Here is a 15935-nt window from a genome sequence, read left to right on the forward strand (position 1 = left end):
AGCGACCATCGTGGACGATCCCCGGCGGCGCATCCCGCGCACCGACGACCTGCTTGCACTTCCCGCGGTCACTGCCGCGCGCGACAGGCTCGCTGAACACGTCATTCGCCGCGTCATCCGGCGCTGTCAGGAGCGGGCGCGTCAGGGCGACGTGGCACCGGGCGCGGTGGCGGGGGAGGTCTCCCGACTACTGTCTGAGGCCGCGCCACACTCGTTGCGTCCAGTCATCAACGCCACAGGCGTTATCGTGCACACCAACCTGGGCCGGGCGCCACTGCCGCCGGCCGCGGTCGCCGCGCTTGCCGATGCCGCCGGGTACACCGACGTGGAGCTAGACCTCCAGTCTGGGAAGCGGTCCCGGGCGCGCGGGGCGGGGGCCGTGCGGGCGCTTCTCGATGCCTGCCCGGACGCCGAGGACGCCCTCGTGGTCAACAACGGGGCGGCCGCCCTGCTGCTGGCAACGACCGCGCTGGCGGAGGGGCGTGAGGTGGTCATCTCCCGGGGTGAGCTCATCGAAATCGGCGCCGGGTTCCGGCTGCCCGAGCTCATCGAGTCGGCCCACGTCCGGCTCCGCGAAGTGGGGGCGACGAACCGCACGCACCTCGCGGACTACGAGCGCGCCCTGACCGGCAATGTCGGAGCGCTGCTCAAGGTGCACCCGTCGAACTTCCGGATCGAGGGGTTCACGTCGGCGGTGTCCGTGCCGGAACTGCGGCGCCTGGCGGACGAGCACGGGGTGGGGCTCATCGTTGACCTAGGGTCTGGGCTGCTAAACCACGATCCGGTGCTGCCGGACGAGCCGGACATCGCCACGCAATTGGCGCAGGGGGCCGACCTTGTCATTGCCTCCGGCGACAAGCTCTTAGGCGGCCCGCAGGCGGGCATCCTGCTGGGGAAGGCCGCGGCGATCCAGAAGGTGAAAAGGCATCCGCTGGCGCGGGCGGTGCGCATCGACAAGCTTCGGCTCAACGCCGTAGAAGCAGCCGTCAACGCCCCCGACAACGCAGTCCGGCAGGCGCTGCACGCTGACCCGGATGCGCTGCGGCGTCGGACGGAAGGTCTGGCGGCGAAGGTCGGCGGCGAGGTGGTCCCACACGCCGGGCGAGTCGGCGGCGGTGGCGCGCCGGGATACCCGCTGGACGGGTGGGCGCTCAAACTGCCGGAGAGACTGGCGGAGGGGCTGCGCCGCGAACGGGTGCTCGCCCGCGTCCACGACGGGGCGTGCCTGGTGGACCTGCGCTGCGTGCCGCCGGAAAAGGACGACGACGTTCTGCGAGCGATTGAAAGGGCGCGGTAAATGTACGTTGTCGCCACCGCAGGCCACGTCGACCACGGCAAATCCACCCTGGTCCGGGCGCTCACGGACATGGACCCAGACCGGTGGAAAGAGGAAAAGCAGCGCGGGCTGACTATTGACTTAGGTTTTGTCTGGACCAAGCTTCCGTCGGGGGCCGATCTGGCGTTCGTCGATGTTCCCGGGCACGAGCGCTTTTTGAGCAACATGCTTGCTGGCGTCGGGCCGGCGTCCGTGGTGCTTTTTGTCGTCGCGGCGGACGAGGGGTGGCAGCAGCAGTCGGCGGATCATCGCGACGCACTCGCCGCTTTCGGCATCGAGCACGGCGTGGTGGCGCTCACGCGCTGCGACAAGGCCACGCCTGACCAGCAGGCGGCGGCCCAGACCTCGGTCCGGGAGGAGCTTTCCGGCACCGCGCTTGCCGATGCCCCCATCGTCCCCGTCTCCGCCCGCACCGGAGCCGGGTTAGACGACTTGCGGCAGGCACTGGACCGCGTCTTGGGACAGGCAGCGGTGGCGGCGCAGACCTCCCGTCTGCGGTTATGGCTGGACCGGTCGTTTACCGTCAAAGGCGCCGGCACGGTGGTGACTGGGACTTTGGCGGCGAGTGAGGTGACGGTCGGGGACAGTCTGGTTGTCGTCGGCGGGCCGACGGTCACTGTCCGTGGGTTGCAAAGTGAGAAACGTCAGGTGGAGACCATCGAGCCGGTGTCGCGGGCGGCGGTCAACCTCCGTGGGGTGACGGCGAGCGACGTGCGTCGCGGCGACGTTTTGGTTCGCCCGGACCAATGGCCGGTGGTGGAGCAGTTTGATGCCCGAAGAGTCACCGGGCGGGCGCTTTCCGATGTCCCTACCGAACTCGCCGCACACATCGGCACCGCCGCGTTGACTGCGCACGTGCGGCGACTGGATGATGATCACGCGCGAATCACGCTCTCACGCGGCCTGCCGCTTGAGCCCGGCGACCGGTTTGTCCTGCGCGCGCCTGGCTCCCACCAGGTGTTAGCCGGGGTGAGCGTGTTGGACGTTGCGCCGCCGGACTTCACGCGCCGCGGCGCTGCCCGCAGGCGAGCGGAGGATTTGGCACAGATTCCTCTTATAGGTGATCCCGCCCCGCTGGTGCGGCGGGATGGCGCCGTCAAGGTGTCACGGCTGCAGTTTTTGGGGTACGCGACCGACGCGCCGCCGAAGGGCATCATCGCTTTCAAAGACTGGTGGATTCACGCCCCGCAGGTCCGGGTGTGGAAGGAGGCGCTCCTGCGCGCCCTGGAGGAGCATGCCGCTGCCGAGCCGTTGAGTGAAGGCCTCGCTCGCCCGGCCGCGCGAGACGCGATCGGAGTCAGCAGCGACTCTCTGCTGAACCTCGCCATCGCCGCGGCGAAGGTTGAATCGTCAGGCGGCGTTGTTCGTCTGCCGGGGACAGCCGTGAATTTGGGGGCTGCCGAAAAAGCGGTCGCGGAGCTAGAGCAGCGCCTGCACAGCGACCCGTTCGCCGCGCCGGAGGCCCACGAGTTATCAGACCTAGGTCTGGGGGCGAAAGAACTTGCCGCAGCCGAGCGCGCAGGACGCGTGCTCCGGCTGGCCGGGGGAGTGGTGCTGCTCCCGAACGCCCCGCGACTCGCGGCGGCAAAGCTCAAGACTCTGGGCCCAAGCTTCACCCTGTCCGAAGCGCGCCGGGCTTTGGGCACGACAAGAAGGATCGCGGTACCCCTTTTGGAGCACCTCGATCAAACAGGAGTTACTCGTCGCGACGGGAATCTACGCTCTCTGACTTAGCCCACGTTCTTCCTGATTTTTGGGTGTGGATCCCGTCGTTGTATTGCGGTGGTCCGCCGTCAGGTGGGTGCCAGCATGGGTGGCCGTCGGGGTCTTTTCCTATTCGGCCGTTTCTGGGTGGGCTGTTGGGGTTGTCGTCGTTTCTGGCGTTGTGCGGCCCGCAGAGAGCGACGAGGTTGTTGAGGTTGGTTTTTCCGCCGTGGTGCCAGGCGTGTATGTGGTGGGCTTTGGCGTAGATGGCTTTTCTGCGGCAGCCGGGCCAGGCGCATTCGCCTTGGTCGATGGCCAGCATCGCGCGCTGTTTGGTGTTGGCGAAGCGTTCGAGGCGGTGGAGGTTGACTGGTTGGGCGTTGTGGTCGTAGATCATTGCCCACCCGTATCGGCCGAGCTGGCTATTTAGGTAGGACTGGGTGTCGATGATCGTGCCGTCGGTGGCGACGAGTTCGCCGTTGCCGTTGCCGACTAGGTCTTCGGCTTTGACCAGAAACGTCGGCTCCGGGGTCTTATCTTGGGCGCGGCTTGTGTGTGCGGTGCCTTTCAGTAGTGTCCAGATGGCGTTGCCCATGGCGATGTCTTCTGGCACGGTGCCGCGTTTGGCGGTCATGCGGCGGATCTTCTTTTCTAGCTGGGCCATTTCGGCGGCGGGTAGTTTCAGTAGGGCGGTTCGTCTGCCGGTGGCGTCGATGTCGCGGCCGATAACTAGGCTGCGTGTGGGGGTGGTGCCGGTTTTGCGGTTGAGTTCGCGTACGCGGTTGCGGGCGTATTCGCGCAGCTGGTCGATGGTCAGTTCGTGGCGTTGGGCGAGTTCTAGCCATAGTTGCCAGCGGGTGATGTTGGCGTCGCGGTGGAGTTGGCGGGCGGCTTTGTGGATCACCTGCAAACGGGTAATGGGAAACTCGGCGGCGTGCTCTAAGACTTGGGCGCGTATTTTCGGTTCGGAGCACGGTCCGAACAGGCTGCGGCCTATGGCTGTGTAGGACCGGGTGGTGGCAGCATCAAGACCCGCGGTGGCGTCAAGGCCGTGGCGAAAGGCCAGTTCGGCGACGGCGATTCCGAGCCGGGCCAGGCGGGACAGTAGGTCTGCTGCGTCATTCACGCCCTTGAGCTAAGACCGTCACAGTCAAGCTGGCAAGTCCACGAACCCCAGGCCTGTGGATAACCCCGCCACAGACGAAGAATTCCACAGAAACCGCCCTTTTCCCGCGCCACAACGCCTGACAAGTGGCGCGGAAGCGCACTATGCGCTAACGGCGGTGGTGCCCGCCTCGGCGCCGTCGCGCGTTGCGCCGGCGCCGCACTTCTTCCATCGCGGACCCCGGACCAGATTTCAGCGCCCGGAACTCGCCCGTCATCGACTCCTGCTTGGCCAGCTCACTGACGTCCACCGGCGCGGGCTCTTGTGCTTCGAACATGCCGGTGGGGAAGTCCACCGCCTGGAACGTCTGGGTGGGCGCGCCCGGCAGAATTTCCGGCTCGACGTAGGAGACGCTTCCCGGCCCCAGACCGTGGCGCGCACCCCGCGGTACCGACTTCAGCCCGATCTCTTCTGTGGGCGTGAAGTCCCACTCGGGGCTAAGCTCCGCCTTCTTCGGCCAGAGCGCCTCGTCACCTAAGGCAGGCAGCTCCTGCGCCGGCACCCTGTCACCGTCCAATACCGGCAGATCCACCGCCACCTGCCCGTCGGCGCAATACGCCCGCGCCGCCAGTGGCCCAGACGCCGAGCACAACCGCGCCAGCGCAGGCGAGGAAATGGTGCCGAGAACGCGGGCATCGGCAAGCGCCAGCACCGCCCCGTCCATCGGCTCGAGCGTAACCAGAATCTGGCGCGTGCCCAGCCCGCGCAGGTCCGCCTCCGTGACGTCGGCCGAGGCCTGCGTGTCGATGAGCTGGCCCAGACCCCCGGACAGAACCGGGACCGCGACGTCGTTGGCCGGCACCTGCCACGGCGCCAGCCCCAGGCCCACCGCGACCTCTACGACGCCGTCGACCAGCTCCACCGTCACGGTCACTGCCGGTGCCAGACCACGCCGCCGCACCTGTTCCAGCTGCGGGAATTCCGCGGCCTCGTGCGCGTCGAGCCAGCCGATGACTCCGACGGGAGTTACCACATGCCAGCCGCCAGACCGGTGGTCAGGGCGCAGGTGGGCGTCGAGGGCCACGGGGGCATCGTCAAGCTGGGGGATGCCCAGGGCGACCGCGGTGCACGGATGCTCCAACACCGCGGCGTGCCGCACGCCGAAGTAGCTGCTGGCCAAAGGGTAAGACTGCACTCGGTCGGACCTCCTTTTCTCGCCCTAGTCTAGGTCGCTGCCGCCGATCCCCCATATTGCGGGTCTGCGCGGGGAAATCGTTAGCCTCGTAAGGGTCTGTCCAGCTGTTTTTAAGGAGGAGATTCCTATTCCGGAGAAGCAGAAATTCCCCCGTCTGCTCTATCCCCACAACACCCACCCCGCCTTGGTGCCAGGCGTGTCCATCGAGGACCAGAAGGTGCGCTACGGCGTAGACAAGGTCATCCTCACCGCGGTGGGCGGCGCCGTGGTGGCCTTCATTGCCTGGGGTATTATCGCGCCGCAGCAGGTTTTCGATGTCTCGTCGGTCGCCCTTGACTGGGTCATGCGTAACCTGGGGTGGATTTTCACCCTGCTGGCAGCGGGCTTGATGTTTTTCCTTCTCATCCTGGCCTTTACCCGCTACGGCAAGATTCCGCTTGGCCTGGACGGGGAGAAGCCGGAATACTCGACCATCAGCTGGGCGGCGATGCTCTTTGGCGCGGGCATCGGTATCGGCATCATTTTCTTCGGGCCCTACGAGCCGCTGAGCCACTACCTGTCGCCGCGTCCGGGCGCGTACGAAGCGGGAACTTCGGAGGCGATGCTCAAGGCCATGGCCCAGTCTGCGATGCACTGGGGCATTAATGCCTGGGCGATTTACGCGATCGTCGGGCTGGCGGTGGCCTACGTGTCCTACCGCCGCGGCCGAGTGCCGCTGATGAGTTCCATCCTTATGCCGCTGTTTGGAAACAAAGATACGGACTCGTGGCAGGGCCGGCTTATCGATGGCCTCGCCATCATCGCCACCCTCTTCGGCACGGCGGCCACCCTGGGCATCGGCGCGTTGCAGATCTCGCGCGGCGTTGAGGTGGTCTCGGGCTGGTCGCCGGAGGGTAACGCGTTGGCGCTGGGCATTATCGTGGTGCTGTCTATCGGCACGATTGCCTCGGCGGTCTCGGGCGTGGCTAAGGGCATCCGCTGGCTGTCCAACATCAACTTGGCCTTCGCGCTGGGTATTGCCATCTTCTTCTTCGTCGTGGGGCCGACCGCCTTTTTGGCCAACATGGCGGTGCCGGTCGTTATCGAGTACCTGTCTGAGATGCCGGACATGCTCGCCGCCAACATGGGCGAGGGCGAAGAGATGCAGAAGTTCCTGTCGTCGTGGACCACCTTCTACTGGGCATGGTGGGTCTCCTGGTCGCCGTTCGTCGGGGTCTTCGTGGCGAAGATTTCGCGCGGCCGCACAATCCGCCAGTACATCCTGGGCGTGCTGTTCATTCCGTCGGCCATCATCGTCGGCGCCTACACCATCCTGGGCGGCACGGCCATTTGGATCCAGCACAATTCCCAGGCCATTGCCCCAGACGGGACGGCGGACTCGCTTCCCGCACCGGAAGAAATCTTCTTCGTCGTGCTGGATAACCTGCCCGGCGCGCACATCGTGGCGCCGATTGTCATCCTCATGCTCGTAGTCTTTTTCGTCACCACGTCCGACTCGGCCTCGTTGGTGAACTCTCAGATGACGCAGCGCGGCAATCCCAAGCCGAATCCATGGATCACAGTCTTCTGGGTGCTGTGCATGGCGGGCATCGCGGTGGTCATCTTGCTCGCCGGCGGGCGGGATGCGCTGCAAGGACTGCAGAACCTCATCACGATTACCGCGCTGCCGTTCGCGGTCATCATCGTGCTGATGACCGTTGCGTTGGTGAAAGAACTGCGCCACGACCCGTACACCATCCGCCGCCACTACGGCGAGGAGGCCGTCTCAAACGCCGTCGTGCGCGGCACACGCGAGCACGGCGATAATTGGGCGCTAGCTATCGAACCGACGGCCCCAGACTCCGAGTACGCCACCGGCAGCGACTTCGAGTCCACCGCGGACGAGTACACCGATTGGTACGCCCGCACCGACGAGGACGGAAACGCCGTCGGCTACGACTACCAGTCAGGGGAATACGTCGACGACGACCCGACGGTCGAGGACGGGGAGTTTATTTCCCGGAGCTAAAAAGCTTCGTCACCGCGAGCACGACCGCGCCGACGATGAGGCCGGCGACCATCGCGCAGCCGGTCTCCACAAACCACGAGGAGCCGAGCGAGGCAATGAACTGCTCCGGCTGGTCGATGCCGAACTTGGCCAGGCCACTGACGATGATGTGCCCGCCGACCCACAGCATCGCGGCGGTGCCCACAATGCCGATGATTTGCAGCAGCACGGGCATGGCCTTGACGAGGCCACGGCCAACCGCCGACTTCCCGTCGGAGCGCTCCAGCATGCCCATGCCGATGTCGTCCATCTTGACCAAGAGCGCGACCGCGCCGTAGACGCCGGCGGTCATGATGATGCCGACCAAGACGAGCGTGCTCACCCGCAGCCACAGCGGCTCGTCGATGATGGTGCTCAGCGAGATGATCATGATCTCGGCGGACAGGATGAGGTCGGTGCGGATGGCGGAGTTGACCATCTCGTCCTCGCTGGCGGCCGCCTCATCTTCCTCGTCCGCGCCGCCGGATATTTTCTCCCAGATCTTCTCCGCGCCCTCGTAGGTGAGGTAGGTACCGCCGACCATGAGGATCGGCGTGAGCGCCCACGGTGCGAGCCAGGAGAGCAGCAGCGCGATGGGCAGGATGATAAGCAGCTTGTTGCGCAGCGAGCCTTTCGTGATCTTCCAGATGGCGGGCAGCTCGCGGGAGGGCTTGATGCCGGAAAGGTACTGCGGGGTGACCGCGGTGTCGTCGATGACCACTCCGGCCGCTTTGGTGGAGGTGGCGGCGGCGGAGCGGGCGATTAGGGCGACATCGTCAAGCAAAGCCAAAAGGCCGCCGGCCATGGGCTACTCCTTACATAGGTGGGGTCAGTTGGACACTGTCGGCCCATGATAACCGCACCCCGCGCGAGGCGAGCCACGCCATGACGTCGTCGCCGTGGCGCGTGATTCCCTCTACGGCGTCGAGGGTGGTGTCGATGGCCAGCTCCGCCTCGCGGGCCGTAATCAGCCCGGCGGCGGTGGCCTCGGACAGCTCGTCGGTGTCGAGGACTTCGACAGGAGTGCCGGTCACGCTCACCAGGTCGAGGTAGAGGTCCCGGGTGGTCCAGGTATCGCCGTGCTTGGCGATGTCCGCGATGTCCACGTAGAAGTCCTGCGCGGCCGGCTCGCGGAAGTGGAAGATGCTCACCCGCAGGTTGAAGTCGGGCAGCAGCCACGACTCGAGGTAGCCGAACTTGGGGTGATCGGCGCCGCGGGCCATGTAGAGGCCGAAGTCGGTGACGCGGTACTCGTCGACGGTGCGGCGGAAACCTTTGGGGTCGACGTTGACGTGTGCTGCGACGTCGAACGTTTCCTCTTTGACGGGGTGGGTGCCCATGGGGTGGTGCGCTACTTGTTGTCGATGAACGCCGCGGTGGGCATGAACCCGCAGGTTTCTTTCTCGGTGTGCAAGGTGCCGTGCAGCCAGGCGATGGTCAGGCCCTTGCCGGTCTTGGCGGTCCCCGACACGGTGCCCGGGCCGTCCGGGTTGATGCCGTGGTTCTCCAGGGAGGTCTCGCCGCCTTGGAGGGTGGTCAAGTTGAACCACTGGACGCGCATGTCGCCCTGGTCCTTGGCCGCGGGAGCGGTGCCCAGACCAGTGAACAGGAACGTGGTCTCGCCCTCTGCGGCGCCGGGGGCGGGGATCTCGCTCGGGCCGGGGACGGCGATGGCGGAGCCGACCGCGTCGGACTGGCCGTCAATGCAGCGGCCGGAGACGGTGGGCCAGACGAACTGGCGGAAGTTCGGGCCGTTTTCGGGCAGCTTGGCGCCCGGTTCGCCGCCGCCGTCACCGCGGGCGAAGGCGAGGGCGCTGAGCGCGGCGTTGCGGAGGTCTTCCGGGACCCACGGCTGGTTGACGAAGTCGCGGATGGCCTGCGCGGTCTCGTCGGTGGGGCGGCCGAGCTCGTCCAGCGGGCTGGCGGGCAGCTGCAGCTGGGCGGACGGGGCGGGTGCGGGTGCTGCGGTGGCTGTCGCGGGCAGCACGAGGGCAGCGCTGAGGGCCAGCGCGGCGGTCATGGTCTTACGGCTCAAGCTCACGGCAGCGAATCCTAACACGTCTCACAAGTCACAGAAGTTATCTCAAGTACACAATATTCACTTTTTGGCGGCCGTCAAGGTGCGTCCGGGGAGTCGGGGAGTAAAATCGGCGCCCGTTGTTCCCTGCAGGGCACCGCTGTCTATACTGCAGGCGCTTCTACAGACCAAGGCAGTCAACGCTTATTGCAAGCAATCTAAGGAGATTTCCTTCAGTGACACACACCGAGTTCCGTAACGTAGCCATCGTCGCGCACGTCGACCATGGCAAGACCACCCTCGTGAACGGCATGCTGGAGCAGTCGGGCGCCTTCGGTGACCACGGCGAGGTTGCCGATCGCGCCATGGACTCCGGTGACCTGGAGAAGGAAAAGGGTATTACCATTCTGGCCAAGAACACGGCCATTACCCGTAAGGGCCTGGGCAAGGATGGCGCCGACCTCATCATCAACGTCATCGACACCCCGGGCCACGCCGACTTCGGCGGCGAGGTCGAGCGCGGCCTGTCGATGGTCGATGGTGTCGTCCTCTTGGTCGACGCCTCCGAGGGCCCGCTCCCGCAGACCCGCTTCGTGCTGACCAAGGCGCTGGAAGCCAAGCTGCCGGTCATCATCGCCGTGAACAAGACGGACCGCCCGGACGCCCGCATCGAGGAAGTCGTCACCGAGTCGCAGGACCTCCTGCTGGAAATCGCGGCCGGCCTGGACGATCCGGAAGCCGCGGCGGCCGCCGAGGAGCTTCTGGATCTCCCGGTTCTCTACGCCTCCGGCCGCGCCGGCAAGGCCTCCACCGAGAACCCGGGTGACGGCAATGAGCCGGACGCGCCGGATCTGCAGAAGCTTTTCGATGTCATCTACCACGTCTTGCCGGAGCCGTCGGCCACCGTCGACGCCCCGCTGCAGGCGCACGTGACCAACCTGGACTCCTCGTCCTTCCTGGGCCGCATTGGTCTGCTGCGCATCCACAAGGGTGTCATCAAGAAGGGGCAGCAGGTCGCGTGGATCCACTACGACGAGGACGGCGAGCAGCACGTCAAGAACGTCAAGATCGCCGAGCTGCTGCGCACCGTCGGCTTCGAGCGCCAGCCCACCGATGAGGCGATCGCCGGCGACATTGTCGCCATCTCCGGCATCCCGGAGATCATGATCGGCGACACCCTGGCGGACCCGGAGCACCCGGACCCGCTGCCGCGCATCAAGGTCGACGAGCCGGCCATTTCCATGACAATCGGCGTGAACACCTCGCCGATGGCCGGCCGCGGCGGTGGCGACAAGCTCACCGCCCGCATGATCAAGGCCCGCCTGGACCAGGAGCTCATCGGTAACGTCTCCCTGCGCGTGCTGCCGACCGAGCGCCCGGATGCCTGGGAGGTCCAGGGCCGCGGTGAGATGGCGCTGTCCGTGCTCATCGAGACGATGCGCCGCGAGGGCTTCGAGCTGACCGTGGGCAAGCCGGAGGTGGTCACCCGCGAGATCGACGGCAAGACCTACGAGCCGTACGAGATCATGGTCATCGACACCCCGTCCGAGCACCAGGGCGCGGTCACGCAGCTCATGGCCACCCGCAAGGGCCAGATGCAGTCCATGGACGTCCGCGAGGGCGACTGGATCCGCATGGAGTTCCGCATCCCGGCCCGCGGCCTCATTGGCTTCCGCACCACCTTCCTCACCGAGACCCGCGGCGCGGGCATCGCCAACTCCTACTCGGACGGCATGGACGTCTGGGCGGGCGAGATCCAGGATCGCCCAAACGGCTCCCTCGTCGCCGACCGCACCGGCCAGATCACCCAGTACGCGCTGCAGCAGCTGGCAGACCGCGGCGAGTTCTTCGTCGAGCCGGGCATGGAGGCCTACGAGGGCATGGTCGTCGGCGCGAACAACCGCGACGAGGACATGGACATCAACATCACCAAGGAAAAGAAGCTCACCAACATGCGTGCGGCGTCCGCCGACACCACGGTGACCTTGGCCAAGGCGCGGGCGCTCAGCTTGGACGAGGCCCTGGAGTTCTGTGGCCACGACGAGTGCGTCGAGGTCGGCCCGGACGTTCTGCGCGTGCGCAAGGTAGAGCTGTCCGCCACCGACCGCGCCCGCGCCCGCGCTCGCGCGAAGCAGAAGAACAAGTAAGCCGAGTCGGCTAGGCGTCATGCGCGCACCCATCCGTGTGGCGGCGGTAGGCGCCGTGGGCATCGTCACGCTCGCGGCGTGCGTGGCCAACCCCGGCCCGCCGCCAGTGGTGGAGCACTCGGACGAGACCCCGAGTTCGAGCGCCGCCGCCACCACCACGACGACTACCGAGCCGCCGGTGGACGATGCCGACGCCGGTCGCAGCACCGTTGCCATCGGCGTCGATCCGTTGAGCAGCGGTTTGAATCCGCATCTGCGGGCGAACAACTCGGAGCTGGTCAATGGAATCGCGGATGTGGTGCTGCCGTCCGCCTTTCACGGCGGGCAGATGGACACCGACGTCCTCGACTCCGCAGCGGAGGTCCCGGCCCCGGACGGGGTGGCGCAGCGCGTGCGCTATGTCATCTCGGACGCCGCCCAGTGGTCCGACGGCACGCCGATTACCGGCGCGGACTTCGAGTACCTCTGGCGCTCGATGGTGGACACCCCCGACGCGGTGGGGGCGTCGGGGTACCGCGCGATCAAAGACATCCGCACTTCGAAAGGCGGGCGGATCGTCACCGTGGACTTCGACCACTATGTCGCGGACTGGCGGATCCTGTTTACTCACCTCCTGCCGTCCCACCTGGTCAAGGACGAGGACTTTTCCACCGTGCTGGCGCAGGGAATCCCGGCCTCGGCCGGCGCCTTCCTCGTCGACTCCGTGGACCGCGGGCGCGGGGTTATCACCCTGAACCGCAACGACCGCTTCTGGGGCAAAGACCCCGCCAAGGTGGACGTGGTGCAGTTGCGGTTTATCCGCTCGTCGGCGCAAGCCGTCGACATGGTGCGCTCCGGCCAGATCGAGGCTGCCGATCTCACGCCGGGGGAGACGACGGTGGAGTCGCTGGAGCTCATCCCGGACATCGACACGCACGTGGTGCAGCGCCCGCGCCAGTTGCGGTTGCACATGGGCGAGCAGCTTGGCGATGTCGAAGAGCGCCGCGACCTTGCCAGTCTCGTCGACACCGAACAGCTCGCCCGCCTGGCCACGGGCCGGAGCAACCACCTGGAGCCCGCCCGCGGCGGCAAGGCCGTTATCGGCGAGCGGGATCTTAAAGCCCTGCGGGAGCGGGCGGAGAAGCGGCCGGTGCGCATCGCGGCGGACCCCAGCGACGCGGTGGCCAACGCGGCCGCCCACACGCTGGCCGATGTCCTCGCGCAGCACGGCATCCCCGCCACGGTGGAGGAGGAGCGGCTATCCACCATCACCTCGCGGCTTAACCCCGCCGGTGCGGTGGACGCGTACTTTTCGTGGGACGATACGTTCGCGACATCGTTTAGCGTCGGCGATGACCTGACGTGCGCGCTCGACCAGGACGCGGACTCGGCGCCGTGCCCGGCGGAGACCCCGGAGTACCTGTGGGACGTGCTCGCCGGCGCGGTGGGAGCGAACGAGGCGGCGCAGCAGGTCAACCGCTTCGACGAGGCGGCGGCGTTGCGGGTGCCCATCTTGAACGAGACGCGCCTGCGCGTGGGAGATTTAGATGTCCGCGGCGTCGCGGGCTGGGAAGGAGCAGACAAATGACGCGCGATCTAGTGGGCTACCGCGTGGTGGCGGTGCACGCCCACCCGGACGACGAGGCGCTGTTTACCGGCGGCACGCTGGCTGATTTCGCCCGCCGGGGCGCGGAAGTCACTGTCATCACGGCCACGCTGGGCGAGGAAGGCGAGGTCATCGGCGACCGCCTGCAGGGGCTCGTGGTGGACGCCGCGGACCAGCTCGGCGGCGCCCGCGTGCGCGAACTCGACGAATCCCTGCGGGCGCTCGGCGTCCGCGGCATCCAGCTCGGCGGCTTCGGGCACTTCCGCGACTCCGGCATGGACGGCGACGCAAGCCCGCGGTCGCTGGTCGGCCGCGTGGACGAGGCCGCCGAGCTGCTGCGCGCGGAGCTGGACCGGCTGGACCCGCACATCATCCTCACCTACGGGCCGGATGGCGGCTACGGGCACCCGGACCACATCGCGGTGCACAAAGCCACGCACCTGGCGGCGGGTAACACCCCGGTGTGGTGGTGTATTTACCATCGCCCGTCCTTCTACGCCGCGCTGGAGAACATCACCCCGCCGCCGCAGTGGGAGTTTCCGGACCAGGCGTACCTGGACAACTACACCAACGCGGACTTCGACGTCGAAATCCCCCTCGACGACGCCGCCCTGGATGCCAAGCGCCGCGCACTGGCCGCGCACCCGACCCAGATCTGGGTGGGCGACGGCACGGTGACGCCTACAAACCCGGAAGCGGCCTGGGCGGTGTGCCAGAACCCGGCGGAAGCGCCGTTCGCCTACGCGCTGTCGAACCGGCTAATGATGCCGGTGCTGCGCCGCGAGCACTACCAGTGGGGTGGCGAGGGGCCGGCGCCGGCATCGCTTGTCGAGGAGGCTGACCGTGGCTGATGCAGCTCGCCCGCGCCGTGACTACTCCCGCGCCGAGGCCGTAGGCGGGTTGTTTTGGCTCTGCCTCGGAGCGCTGATGTCGCTGCTTTTGGAGGTCGTCTACCTCGGCGCGACGATTCCGGTGGGAGAGGGCCGGCACCTGCCCTTCCCGGTGACCATCGTCATCGCCTTCCTGTTCAACTGGGTGCTTGCCCGGACCGCCCGGCTGTGGAGCGCGCACTTTTGCTCGGAGGCGCTCGTGACGGCGGTCCCGGTCATCGCCTGGGGCTTGGGGTTCCTGTTCTTCGTCTTCACCGAGGCACTCGGCGGCGATCAGATGCTGGGAAATAATATTCGCACGTTGCTGCTGTTATTGGCCGGCATCCTGGGTGGCGTTTGGCCTCTTTTGGCGCGCAAGTGACATACTGTTTTCCATCCCGATAACCTGACTTCAGGAGAACCACACCTATGACTTACACGATTGCCCAGCCCTGCGTGGATGTGCTGGATCGTTCCTGCGTCGAGGAATGCCCGGTCGACTGCATTTACGAGGGAAAGCGCATGCTCTACATCCACCCCGATGAGTGTGTGGATTGCGGCGCGTGCGAGCCGGCATGCCCGGTCGAGGCGATCTTCTACGAAGACGACGTGCCGGACGAGTGGATCGAATACAACGACGCCAACGCGGCCTTCTTCGACGATCTCGGATCCCCGGGCGGAGCCGCTGCAGTGGGCCCGCAGGACTTCGATGCGGAGTTCATCGAAAAGCTGCCCCCGCAAAACCAGGAGTAGTACCTCGTGACGGCACGCACGCCGCTTATCCAACGGCTGCCCGAATTCCCGTGGGACCTTATCGCGGACGCGAAACAGCGCGCCGCCGCGCACCCGGACGGGCTCATTGACCTATCCGTCGGCTCCCCGGTGGACCCCGTCGCCCCGGGCGTGCAGCTGGGGCTGACCGCCGCCGGTGGCAAGACCGGCTACCCGCAGACCGCCGGCACCCCGGAGTTGCGCGACGAGATCGCGGCGGCGCTGCAGCGCCGTTTCGGCATCGCCGGGCTGGGGGAGAAGTCAGTCCTGCCGGTCATCGGGCTGAAAGAGGCCATCGCCTGGCTGCCCACGCTGCTCGGCGTGACCGGCGCCGTGTGCTTCCCGCGGTTGGCGTACCCCACCTACGAGGTCGCCGCGCTCATCGCGGGCGCCACCCCGCGCCGCGGCGACACCCCGGCGGAATTCGGTGACGCCGGCTTGGTTTTCGTCAATTCCCCGTCCAACCCCACGGGCGCGGTGAAGACGGTGGAGGAGCTGCGCGACATCGTCAAGTGGGCGCGGGAGACCGGCGCCATCGTGGCCTCGGACGAGTGCTACCTGGGACTCGGCTACAGCGACGCGAATCCGCCCGTCTCCATCCTGGACGAGCGGGTCTCCGACGGCGATCACACCAGGCTGCTCGCGCTGCACTCGCAGTCTAAGACGGCAAACATGGCGTCCTACCGCGCCGGTTTTATCGCCGGCGACGAGGACCTGGTGCAGGAGCTTTTGACGGTGCGCAAGCACGCCGGCCTCATCGTTCCCGGCCCGATTCAGGCGGCCATGGTGGAAGCCTTGCGTGACGATGCCTCGCAGCAACTCCAGCGCCACCGCTACGCCTCCCGCCGCGCGGCGCTCATGCGGGCGCTTGTCGATGCCGGTTTCCGCGTCGAGCACTCCGATGCCGGGATGTATCTGTGGGCCACCCGCGGCGAGGACGGCCGCAAGAGCGTCGACTGGCTGGCCGAGCGCGGCATCCTCGTCGCCCCGGGAGCCTTCTACGGTCCGGACGGCGCGGAGTTCATCCGCGTCGGTCTCAACGCCGCCGACGACAAGGTGGCCGCTGCCGCGGAACGAATCGCGGGCAGGTAGTTTCCGCTTCTAAGGGGGCGGGGGAGTAAAGTGCGTGAGATAGGCGGGCTCGGTTTGGTCCGCCCAATCATGCTGTGTACGTGTAGGA

The 15935-nt window shown here is 66.8% G+C and carries 14 protein-coding genes; 9 read left to right on the forward strand and 5 right to left on the reverse strand.

Going from position 1 to position 15935, the window contains the following annotated elements; genetic code table 11:
- Positions 1–7: 7 nt before the first annotated feature.
- Both selA and selB read left to right on the forward strand, forming a co-directional pair.
- Positions 8–1297 carry an L-seryl-tRNA(Sec) selenium transferase gene (gene selA / locus CMASS_RS03975; RefSeq protein WP_051126814.1) on the forward strand — a complete coding sequence of 430 codons (1290 nt, stop codon included), beginning with the start codon at positions 8–10 and terminating at the stop codon, positions 1295–1297.
- A complete protein-coding gene (selB, locus tag CMASS_RS03980) occupies positions 1298–3070 on the forward strand; it encodes a selenocysteine-specific translation elongation factor (RefSeq protein ID WP_022862558.1) in 1773 nt (590 codons plus the stop codon).
- Here selB and CMASS_RS03985 read toward each other — a convergent pair.
- Together CMASS_RS03985 and CMASS_RS03990 are read right to left on the reverse strand one after the other, a co-directional pair.
- Positions 3033–4166, reverse strand: a complete 1134-nt coding sequence (locus CMASS_RS03985; RefSeq protein WP_273665908.1) for an HNH endonuclease signature motif containing protein — start codon at positions 4164–4166, stop codon at positions 3033–3035. The two genes, selB and CMASS_RS03985, sit on opposite strands and share 38 nt — an antisense overlap.
- 148 nt (positions 4167–4314) lie before the next feature.
- The gene (locus CMASS_RS03990; protein ID WP_022862556.1) at positions 4315–5340 is read right to left on the reverse strand and encodes a hypothetical protein; all 1026 of its coding nucleotides are present in this window, start codon (positions 5338–5340) and stop codon (positions 4315–4317) included.
- Between the two features lie 196 nt (positions 5341–5536).
- On the opposite strand from CMASS_RS03990, the gene CMASS_RS03995 reads away from it, so the two are divergent.
- On the forward strand, positions 5537–7348 hold the full coding sequence (locus tag CMASS_RS03995) for a BCCT family transporter (protein ID WP_420536137.1): 1812 nt from the start codon (positions 5537–5539) through the stop codon (positions 7346–7348).
- On the opposite strand, the gene CMASS_RS04000 is transcribed toward CMASS_RS03995, so the two are convergent.
- From CMASS_RS04000 to CMASS_RS04010, 3 genes are read right to left on the reverse strand one after another with little or no spacing between them, the layout of a single operon-like run.
- Complete coding sequence (locus tag CMASS_RS04000; protein ID WP_022862554.1) at positions 7332–8171, reverse strand: DUF808 domain-containing protein; 840 nt, start codon at positions 8169–8171, stop codon at positions 7332–7334. The genes CMASS_RS03995 and CMASS_RS04000 overlap by 17 nt on opposite strands.
- A 10-nt stretch (positions 8172–8181) precedes the next feature.
- Entirely contained in the window at positions 8182–8706 is a 525-nt protein-coding gene (locus tag CMASS_RS04005) for a ribonuclease FAU-1 family protein (protein ID WP_022862553.1), read from the reverse strand.
- An 11-nt stretch (positions 8707–8717) separates the two neighbouring features.
- Complete coding sequence (locus CMASS_RS04010) at positions 8718–9386, reverse strand: Rv1157c family protein (RefSeq protein WP_022862552.1); 669 nt, start codon at positions 9384–9386, stop codon at positions 8718–8720.
- A 233-nt stretch (positions 9387–9619) separates the two neighbouring features.
- Here CMASS_RS04010 and typA point away from each other — a divergent pair, with 233 nt between their 5' ends.
- Genes typA through dapC form a run of 6 tightly spaced genes read left to right on the forward strand, consistent with a single transcriptional unit; the run spans position 9620 to position 15847 of the window.
- Positions 9620–11530 (forward strand): translational GTPase TypA, encoded by a 1911-nt coding sequence (gene typA / locus CMASS_RS04015; protein ID WP_022862551.1) that lies wholly within the window; start codon positions 9620–9622, stop codon positions 11528–11530.
- A gap of 19 nt (positions 11531–11549) precedes the next feature.
- Positions 11550–13097, forward strand: coding sequence for an ABC transporter family substrate-binding protein (locus CMASS_RS04020; protein WP_022862550.1), 1548 nt, complete (start codon positions 11550–11552; stop codon positions 13095–13097).
- Positions 13094–13966 carry a PIG-L family deacetylase gene (locus CMASS_RS04025; RefSeq protein ID WP_022862549.1) on the forward strand — a complete coding sequence of 291 codons (873 nt, stop codon included), beginning with the start codon at positions 13094–13096 and terminating at the stop codon, positions 13964–13966. The genes CMASS_RS04020 and CMASS_RS04025 overlap by 4 nt, the downstream gene beginning before the upstream one ends.
- The gene (locus CMASS_RS04030) at positions 13959–14366 is read left to right on the forward strand and encodes a hypothetical protein (protein WP_022862548.1); all 408 of its coding nucleotides are present in this window, start codon (positions 13959–13961) and stop codon (positions 14364–14366) included. The genes CMASS_RS04025 and CMASS_RS04030 overlap by 8 nt, the downstream gene beginning before the upstream one ends.
- A gap of 47 nt (positions 14367–14413) precedes the next feature.
- Positions 14414–14737: a ferredoxin gene (gene fdxA / locus CMASS_RS04035; RefSeq protein WP_022862547.1), complete on the forward strand. Its 324-nt coding sequence runs from the start codon at positions 14414–14416 to the stop codon at positions 14735–14737.
- A 6-nt stretch (positions 14738–14743) separates the two neighbouring features.
- Entirely contained in the window at positions 14744–15847 is a 1104-nt protein-coding gene (gene dapC / locus CMASS_RS04040; protein ID WP_022862546.1) for a succinyldiaminopimelate transaminase, read from the forward strand.
- Positions 15848–15935: the final 88 nt, after the last annotated feature.

Source organism: Corynebacterium massiliense DSM 45435 (genome assembly GCF_028609805.1).
Lineage (GTDB): Bacteria > Actinomycetota > Actinomycetes > Mycobacteriales > Mycobacteriaceae > Corynebacterium > Corynebacterium massiliense.

Coding starts and splice junctions, on each gene's coding strand:
- CMASS_RS04000 (WP_022862554.1), bottom strand. CDS start 8,171: ATGGCCGGCGGCCTTTTGGCTTTGCTTGACGATGTCGCCCTAATCGCC.
- selB (WP_022862558.1), top strand. CDS start 1,298: ATGTACGTTGTCGCCACCGCAGGCCACGTCGACCACGGCAAATCCACC.
- CMASS_RS04025 (WP_022862549.1), top strand. CDS start 13,094: ATGACGCGCGATCTAGTGGGCTACCGCGTGGTGGCGGTGCACGCCCAC.
- CMASS_RS04020 (WP_022862550.1), top strand. CDS start 11,550: ATGCGCGCACCCATCCGTGTGGCGGCGGTAGGCGCCGTGGGCATCGTC.
- CMASS_RS04010 (WP_022862552.1), bottom strand. CDS start 9,386: ATGACCGCCGCGCTGGCCCTCAGCGCTGCCCTCGTGCTGCCCGCGACA.
- CMASS_RS04005 (WP_022862553.1), bottom strand. CDS start 8,706: ATGGGCACCCACCCCGTCAAAGAGGAAACGTTCGACGTCGCAGCACAC.
- fdxA (WP_022862547.1), top strand. CDS start 14,414: ATGACTTACACGATTGCCCAGCCCTGCGTGGATGTGCTGGATCGTTCC.